Annotated in this window: 5 protein-coding genes; 1 reads left to right on the forward strand and 4 read right to left on the reverse strand. The window is 39.1% G+C overall.

Annotation, left to right across the window (positions count from 1 at the left end; genetic code table 11):
* Entirely contained in the window at positions 1-900 is a 900-nt protein-coding gene (locus tag AABI99_RS11385) for a DUF350 domain-containing protein (protein WP_338365901.1), read from the reverse strand.
* 22 nt (positions 901-922) lie between these two features.
* Complete coding sequence (locus AABI99_RS11390; protein ID WP_338365902.1) at positions 923-1855, reverse strand: CHAD domain-containing protein; 933 nt, start codon at positions 1853-1855, stop codon at positions 923-925.
* A 324-nt stretch (positions 1856-2179) separates the two neighbouring features.
* Between AABI99_RS11390 and AABI99_RS11395 the strand changes: the two genes are divergently transcribed.
* Positions 2180-4186, forward strand: coding sequence for an EAL domain-containing protein (locus AABI99_RS11395; protein WP_338365903.1), 2007 nt, complete (start codon positions 2180-2182; stop codon positions 4184-4186).
* A gap of 25 nt (positions 4187-4211) precedes the next feature.
* On the opposite strand, the gene AABI99_RS11400 is transcribed toward AABI99_RS11395, so the two are convergent.
* Positions 4212-4676 (reverse strand): hypothetical protein, encoded by a 465-nt coding sequence (locus AABI99_RS11400; RefSeq protein ID WP_338365904.1) that lies wholly within the window; start codon positions 4674-4676, stop codon positions 4212-4214.
* Positions 4676-5869 carry a hypothetical protein gene (locus tag AABI99_RS11405; RefSeq protein ID WP_338365905.1) on the reverse strand — a complete coding sequence of 398 codons (1194 nt, stop codon included), beginning with the start codon at positions 5867-5869 and terminating at the stop codon, positions 4676-4678. Before AABI99_RS11405 ends, AABI99_RS11400 begins: the two co-directional genes overlap by 1 nt.
* Between the last annotated feature and the right edge of the window lie 883 nt (positions 5870-6752).

The raw sequence follows: 6752 nt of genomic DNA on the forward strand, positions 1-6752 counted from the left end.
TTATGCGCCTAGTAAGGTTGCCATAGTAATACCTACAGCAAACGACACTGCGGCAGAAATCGCACCAACACCCACATTTTTCTGACGGTTAACTTCATCTGAAATATCACAACCTGATAAAATTATTTTGATGGTGATTAAGTGTAAAATGATGAATGCCACTAAACTTACAATTGCACTCATAGCCCAATAAAGTAGGCTAGCATTAATGTTATCAGCCGCATACGGTGCAATACCTGATGCCGCAGTAATGGCTAAAGCACTACCCACTAAAAAGCCTGCGTAACGTAGACCCACTGCTAAATTGCCATCAATGATAGCCTGCTGTAAGCAGTCTCCACTTTTATTGGTGCGCTTAAATAATTGTACGCGGTATTGACTTACAAGCAGTAATGCAACACTGCCAATAATAAAGGCAGCAATAACAATAGGCAGCCCGTGCCAGCCCTCAGTTGCAACCCACAAAAGTGCCGAGCGTATAACAATGGCAACACTCACTACATGGCCAAAGTCGATAATAGAAGCCGTTACATTACCTTTTACAATTTCGTCATGCAGGCTGACTTTACGCAATGCGACCTTATCTTGAAAAAAATGACCTAATTTAATCAATACAATGGCTAATGCGCCATAGCCTAACATTTGCAGAGCTTCTTGCTGTAATGTTGCAGCAAAGGCACCGCTACTCACCCCGGTCAAAACAATAGCGAGTGCGACTAAACCTGCCGCAAAACTAATACCAAAAGCAAAATTATCGCGCTCTGTTATTTCGTCATTTGCATGAAGGTTTGAAACCCAACCTTTAATGTATTTAAGACTTACAAACAGCAACACAATAATTGCAAAATCAATCGCCAAAGCTTGTAGCGACCACATAGTTATTCCATTAAATTCGTACATATTTCTAACTCCAACTTATTCTTTACTTACCACGGCTCACGCCACGAGAGGTTCTACTACCGCTATTACGTATCGACCCAGAACTATTGCTATAGCTACTAGAGCGTGAATAACTGCTGCGGCTTTTTGGTGGCGTATAGCTACTACGGCTTAAACCCGAAGCCCCCGATTTTTTGCTCGCATAAGGGCTAGTAAACTGCTTACCTTGACGTTGGTACGATTGGCGCGTGCGTGTTTCTAACGCACTTTGCGTTTTAATTTGCTTAGGGCTTGAATAACGATAACGACCATAGTCATTGTAATAACTATATTTACGACGGCTGCTCCAACGTCCGTATTCAACACGGTCAAAAACATCACCTAAAATACGGTACATGCCATACCACTGCCAAAAGCTAATACCATTGCTATTAGTTTGCCAGCTACCATAATTAGGGTTACCTACCAGTTGATTACCCTCGCCAGCACCTTCGGCCTCTTTACTAATGGCACCAACCCGCGAAAGGCTGCCTTTAGACATATCAGCTAGCATATTAATAGGATCGGTTAACGCATCAGAAAACAGTGTAGGTTTAGCCGCTTCACGGAGTAAATCAATACTGTGTAGCGTATCTTCGTAAGGAGGAATTAAATAAGTACTTTTAATATCTTTAAGTCGTTGTGTTAAACCACTGTAAAGCGCACCTTGCCTTGTTGCATCAAGGGTAATTACATCAGCAATCTTACTCAGTTGTGGTTGCTGCTGCTTAAGGAGTTTGCCATATTCTTTAAGTAATACAGCATTACGTAGAGTGCCATTATCAAGCGCAGCGCCCAGCTGAGCGAGCTCAACATCCGCCTTTTTAATAGACTCTTGAATTGTTTGTTGTAGTTGTTCTTCTTTAGATTGACAACCCATAAGCACTGCAAACAAACAAAACAGGCTCATAAGTTTCCAAGCTTTTATATTCGACATTCATGTCACCTGATTTAATAAATAACCGCATTAGTCTTACACAGGTCACTTATTAAGCCAAGAATGAAATTGCAACAAAGTAAGTCTGCCTAAAATAAAATAACCAGCTATAGTTACTCTATGAATTTAAACATATTCTTTATTCTCAAATTTGGTAAGTAACAACATCGTTACGAATATACCTTCTATCAGTAATTAACAACGCTTTTTAAAAGCGCACGCCACAGAGAAAGGTTTGGCTAAATGTTTCATAGTATTCGTAACAAATTCATTATTATTACAATATGTTTAATCGGATTAAGCGCTAGCTTAGTTTTTTATTTAGTGATTAACGAACACGAAAATTTATATCGCCAGTCAGTTGAAGAGAATCTTGATGCTATGTCATCAAATATCTCTGATAACCTGTTGCGTGTTATGTCACAGGAAATAGACTTATTTACTATTACAACTGAGCTTTTGGGGCTTGATAGGTACGAGCATATAAAGTTTGTAAATGTGTTTGATAGTAAATGGCAGTTAATACAATCTTACGTGCACCCTAATTATCTAAAGCACGATGGCTTTTCACCTCAACTTAAGGGGATCAAGCCACAGAGCTTACCTCTTAACATCAGTGTGACTAATCAAGGTTTGGTTGCTTTAAAAACCATTGGTGAGGAGCAGCTCCCTTTAGGCTACTTATTAGTTGTGCAAGATTATCAAGCCCCCCTCAATGAGAGCAAAGCAAGTTTATTTTATAGTGCGGCTCCAATCGTTATTTTTATTGTAGTGATTACCATCATCATCTCGTTTTGGATATATCAACATGTATTGAGTCCACTGCTAAAGCTTTCTAAGTTCACACAAAAAGTGGAAAAAACGACTAACTATCAGCTTCAATATCAAGGCTCTGGTAATGACGAAGTATCGCAACTTGGTAAAGATATTAATAACTTGCTTAACACTATTCATTCGCAAATGCTCACTAATGAAAAAAACACGGCTCAACTATTAGCGCAAAAACAATCAATGGAGCACCTAGCTAACTTTGATATGCTGACTGGCTTGCCTAACCGCATGTTTATAATGACCTTGCTAAAAGCAGAATTAACGCACCGCAAAAGCAACCATCAAGATATAGCTATTATGTTTTTCGATGTAGATAGCTTTAAAGGTGTTAACGATACACTTGGTCATGAAACAGGCGATCTACTTTTAAAGGCAGTAGCAAATAATATCAAAAAGCACTTACGCGATGGCGATGTTATTGCACGCTTAGGGGGAGATGAGTTTTTAATAATGCTTCGTAATACTAGTAACCCTAAAGATGTGACTCACATTGCCGAGCAAATTATCAGCTCAATGCAAACACCTTTTACAATCAATCAATGGGATATACCTTCTGGGGTGAGTATTGGAATTGCGCATGCCAGAGAAGCTGATTTTGATATTAATACACTAATTAGTAATGCTGATATCGCAATGTATGCATCTAAAGAAAAAGGTAAGGGGTCTTACACCGTTTTTCATAAAACGATGTTAGAAAGCAATAAGCGAATGGTTCAGGTTGCCAACTTAATTAGCCACGCTATTGCACAAAATGAATTTGAAGTTGTGTACCAACTAAAAATAGCAGTCAATGGTGAGGTTAGCGGCCTTGAAGCTCTTATTCGATGGCAAAGCGAGGAACTTGGCTTTATTTCACCAGGTGAGTTTATTCCCATTGCAGAGCAGGCAGGTAAAATAAAAGCAATTACACAATGGGTCATTTCTCGAGTGTTTAAAGATTTGCCCACTCTAAAACAAGCTATTAGTAATAATATTATTGTTTCTTTGAACTTATCTAGCCACGACCTAAAAGATAATCAGTTTATTCATGTTATAAAAAACAAACTAGCTAAATACAAGGTTGATATTGCGAATATCCAGTTTGAGATAACCGAGTCAAGTTATTTAGATAATTTTGAAAACTCCAATACGTTCTTTAATCAAATTAATAAAATGGGCGGGTCGATAGCACTTGATGACTTTGGCACAGGTTACTCGTCACTAAGCTATCTCACAAAAATAGATATTGATACAATAAAAATAGACCGTATGTTCGTAAGTCAATTTGATAGCTCAGAAAAAGATGCGGTGGTATTAAAAGCGATCCTCGACTTGAGTAAGCGCCTTGGTTTGAAGGTTTGCTCTGAGGGGATAGAAACAGCCAGCCAAGCAGACTACCTAATTAAAAATGGCAGTGATGAGATGCAAGGGTATTATTTTTCAAAACCTGTTGCCATATCACACATACCAGCAGCTAAAGCCCAAGCCGAGAAGACATTTGAAGCGCTAACTTCAAAATAAGTCAACACTCGTAATTAACCATGAATTAAGGTGTTAGTGTTATAACCGTTAGCTCATCCGGAATTTCCGTGTCAAAAGGTAAATAAGCAACTGCGTTTTCTTGTTGCAGTAAAAAAGCAATAACTTCTTTAGTCGAGCTAAATTCAACGGGCGGCTTACTACGTCCTGTAAATATCATCTGAGCCCAGTATGCTTGAATTCTAGATTCGGTTAGGCCAACCACTTTGGTATTAAAATCAATTCGTAATGGGTTTCCTGCGGGTAAATTCACAGCTTTAAATTGGCGACTCATTGCCCCTCCCATATAAATGTGGCGCATTTGCTGTTTACTCAGAGCTAGGTTTTTATTCGGCGCATTTGCAACGATTATCATTTTAGGTGTGTGGCTATTATCCGCATATGCTTGCACGCTAATAAGCATCAATGACCAAGTAAAAATGCACAGCAATATTACTTGTTTCATTGCGTGAGTTAATTGAGAGTACCCCATCAAAATACCCAATCTAAGCCAATGAGGTAAAGATTCGTTTTTCTATTAAAACTAACATCCTCAGGGATAACAAAAAAAGAATTACTAACCTCATCTCCCTCTAAAGCAGATACTTCGGCTTTTAGTGCCAGATTAGGTAGTACATCCCATCGCACACCGAGAGTCCAAGTTTTCAATGAATCCGGCGCTGACTCTAAAAACACACTATTATAAGCCTGTGCCAGCTGATCAAGCTCTACATTAACCCCAATAGGGATCTCATTCTGATTACCGTTGATTTCTACATCGCTGTCTGCAAAAGTTAAATGATAAGTAAAAGGTGCCTCGTTATAGCCTATGGTTAAGTAATAGCTCTGTATAGTTGGTATGATGTCTAACTGTGTTTTGATCTTTACCCACTCACCTCTAAAAAAATAATCTAAATTATCATAAATAACACCAAACTGATCGGCATGTGCACTGCCCTGCGTTGTCAACGACGCTGCGCTTTGATTAAAATTGAATTCCTCTAAAATATTTTGTAGTTGATTAATCGACTTAAGATCGAGTGCTATATTCCCGTTATACCTAGAAGCTCTAAACTCTATATTTTTAATATTCAACTTCCCTATCACACCCATCAAATTATCTACTTCAAAACCTGTTTTAAAAGGGCCAATACCAATACTTCCCGACTCTTCGCCATAATACCCTTCAATACTTGCATCAAGGGCATCCGAACCAAATTTATAAATTACGTCAACGCCGTTGAATGTTTTAAACAGATACGTGTCGTAGACTTGTTGAGGCGGAGTTATCCACGGGTATGCAAATCCAACATCAGAGAAATCACTCATGGTAAAAAAAGGGGTGCGCAGCTTACCCATTTTTATTTGCAAATTAGTTGTCGGAGTGTAGGTTAAATACAGCCATTCAAGTCCACTCTCACCAGATACTGTTGTACTATCAGACCTAAATAACCCTTGTGCTGTCACTGACCAGTTTGTGTTAAACTGATACTCAGCCTGCAGACCTATTAAACTCGACGGCGAAAAGTTTAAGCTATCATCGTAGCCTCTAAACTCAACATCCTTCTCATCTAAATAGCCTCCAATAACACGCGCGTAGCCTGAAAAATCAAACTCACCTGACTTTGCTGGTAAATGGTGTAAGCTGACTATTAAAACAAATACCTGAAATAGCTTATTTCGCATAGGCACTCAGCTACCCATAAAAAACGCTGAATATTAAAAGTAACAACATTTTATAATTCTGCAGAATAATTAATATGAGGTATTACTATAGTCAAAATTGAGAACTCTGGATCAAAATAACCTAAAGTATAAGTTACTATTTTCATACACTTTAATAGATTAGCTTATGCCCATTAGCGTAATTAAGAGATCACCTTTAAAGATTAGTAAACGTATTAATAGCTGAGCAAAAAATTGACTATTTAGTGGTTCCAAAAGAGAGTTTTTTTAACGTTAATAAAAACACGTTTATCCCAAAAAATGATTAAGTATTTTCAAGTCTAGCGATCTCGTTAGTAGCCAAAAGAATACGCACAAAGAGGCGCTTCGCTTTAGAGAAGAAAAGGCTCACGATTACTTTTCTACAGACGTAAACAAGCCCGACTCTTTCGAATCGGACTTTCTTGTATTTGGAGCCTGCGGTGTCGTAGTACCCACAGCGATAGAGTCACATAACAAAGTACTCTTAATTTTTTTAATGGGATCCACTGGGCACTGAGGTGGTCGTCGCGTTCTTTTACCCGTGGGTTTCGTGATACTCAACCCACGCTACGAAGTACAGGTTGACGCTGTGCAGCTGAAGGCTGATAGCTAATATTTTCACTTTCTTACAGACGCAAAAAAGCCGCTTCATTTCTGTAACGGGTTTCTCTTATTTGGAGCCTGGCAATGTCGTGGTGCCCACAGCGGTAGAGAGTCACATAGCCGCTGCTACACTATCATTGTGTCGGGGCGGCCTTGTGCGGGGCTCGCCTTCGAGCTGTTTTGTTTCGCTACTGAGTTCGGCGTGGGGTCTTGCGTTGACTAACCCCCAGACAGCAAAAAACCCGTCACATCGCTGTAA

This window comes from uncultured Pseudoalteromonas sp. (assembly GCF_963922945.1).
Lineage (GTDB): Bacteria > Pseudomonadota > Gammaproteobacteria > Enterobacterales > Alteromonadaceae > Pseudoalteromonas.

Excerpts from the sequence above, each read along its gene's own strand:
- AABI99_RS11400 (WP_338365904.1), bottom strand. The coding sequence starts at position 4,676 with ATGGGGTACTCTCAATTAACTCACGCAATGAAACAAGTAATATTGCTG.
- AABI99_RS11405 (WP_338365905.1), bottom strand. The coding sequence starts at position 5,869 with ATGCGAAATAAGCTATTTCAGGTATTTGTTTTAATAGTCAGCTTACAC.
- AABI99_RS11390 (WP_338365902.1), bottom strand. The coding sequence starts at position 1,855 with ATGTCGAATATAAAAGCTTGGAAACTTATGAGCCTGTTTTGTTTGTTT.
- AABI99_RS11385 (WP_338365901.1), bottom strand. The coding sequence starts at position 900 with ATGTACGAATTTAATGGAATAACTATGTGGTCGCTACAAGCTTTGGCG.